At 50.7% G+C, this 1530-nt stretch carries 1 protein-coding gene; it reads left to right on the forward strand.

All coding sequences use genetic code 11. The annotated features are described in order from the left end of the window. Positions 1–20 precede the first annotated feature (20 nt). Positions 21–1193 (forward strand): SpoIIE family protein phosphatase, encoded by a 1173-nt coding sequence (locus tag GX135_04685; GenBank protein NLN85385.1) that lies wholly within the window; start codon positions 21–23, stop codon positions 1191–1193. Positions 1194–1530: the final 337 nt, after the last annotated feature.

The raw sequence follows: 1530 nt of genomic DNA on the forward strand, positions 1-1530 counted from the left end.
GGGGAAAAGGATTGATCTCCATGCAATATGTCCTCGAAGCCGATTACTACCAAAATTGCAAATACGGCTACCAATCCTGCGGAGACAGCTTTTACAGCATGAAAAACGAGGATGGCATCATCTGCGTCTTGGCGGATGGGTTGGGAAGCGGTGTGAAAGCCAGCGTTTTGGCAACCCTCACCACCACCATGGCAGCCGGCTTCATAAACGCCAAAATGGACATCAAGCGCGTTGCGGAAGTCATCCTTGAAACCCTGCCCGTTTGCTCCTACCGCCACATCGGATACAGCACTTTCACCATCATCGACGCCAAACACGACGGCTTTGTGCGCATCATCGAGCACGATAATCCACACTTTGTACTGCTTAGGAACCAGCAGGTGGTCGCGCTGGAAAAACAGGAAATCCCCATCAAAACCTTCCGTAAAAGCCACCTCTTCTATTCCGAATTCACCATGCAGCCTGAAGACCGTGTGGTTTATTATTCCGACGGCATCAGTCAGGCAGGGATGGGCGTGCCGCATCTGCCTTTGGGTTGGCAGGAAAAAGGCGTGCAGGACTTCATCGTCAGCCAGTTGCGTGAAAACAATTTCATCTCTGCGCGTGAAATTTCCAAACGCGTGGTGATGATGGCGCGCGAATATGATGGAAATTTTCCCGCCGACGACAGCACCTGCGCAGCTCTCTACCTCCGAAATCCGCGCAGAACTCTGCTTATCACCGGCCCCCCCTACAAAAAAGCGCACGACCCCGTCCTCGCTGAAATCGCCAAGACCTTCTCCGGCAAAAAGATAATCTGTGGAGGAACCACCGCAGCCATCATCTCCCGCGAGCTGGGCATCCCCATCAATGTGAACCTCAAGGAAGTGCGCAGTGGCGGTGAAATTCCCCCTTCCGCGGATATGGAAGGCTTCGATCTCGTGAGCGAAGGAACCATCACTCTTTCCCGCGCGTTGAGAGCGCTGGAGGAAAACGTGTCCGTGGACGACATGCCGGATAGCCCCGTCAAGCGCCTGCTGCGCATACTTTTGGATAGCGACATTATCGAATTTGTGGTGGGAACCAAAATTAACGAAGCTCACCAAGACCCTGCCCTGCCCAAAGATCTCGAAATCCGCCGCAACATCATGAAACAATTTTGCCAAATTCTGGAAAAAAACTATCTCAAAACCACCCGCCTCCTGTTTGTGTGATGCCGCAGGATTAAAACCCTGACTGTTGCTGGCGTTCAGCCGCCGCAGTTCTGTGTCACTCCCTCAAACTCAACCCCGTTTCCCAATCACTTCCTCTCTTGACCCGCCCTTGACCCAATACTCCAAAATCACACAAAAATGACTCAAGTAGTTCTCCTGTCTTCCATGGGAACTCCGTTGTTTGATGCAAGGATAATCTGGAGCCAGAGACATGAAGCATTGAAGCTATCCTATTAGTATTGATCGCATAATAATAGTGAGGGCGAGAGGTGGACGGTAAAAAAACTTGACAGGTTTAATTGTTTTATTAAGAAGGGTTCTTAGTATTTTATACGAA

The sequence above is a fragment of the Candidatus Cloacimonadota bacterium genome (genome assembly GCA_012522635.1).
GTDB lineage: Bacteria > Cloacimonadota > Cloacimonadia > Cloacimonadales > Cloacimonadaceae > Syntrophosphaera.

Bases quoted from the DNA above. Each gene is read 5' to 3' on its own strand.
- GX135_04685 (NLN85385.1), top strand. From the start codon at position 21: ATGCAATATGTCCTCGAAGCCGATTACTACCAAAATTGCAAATACGGC.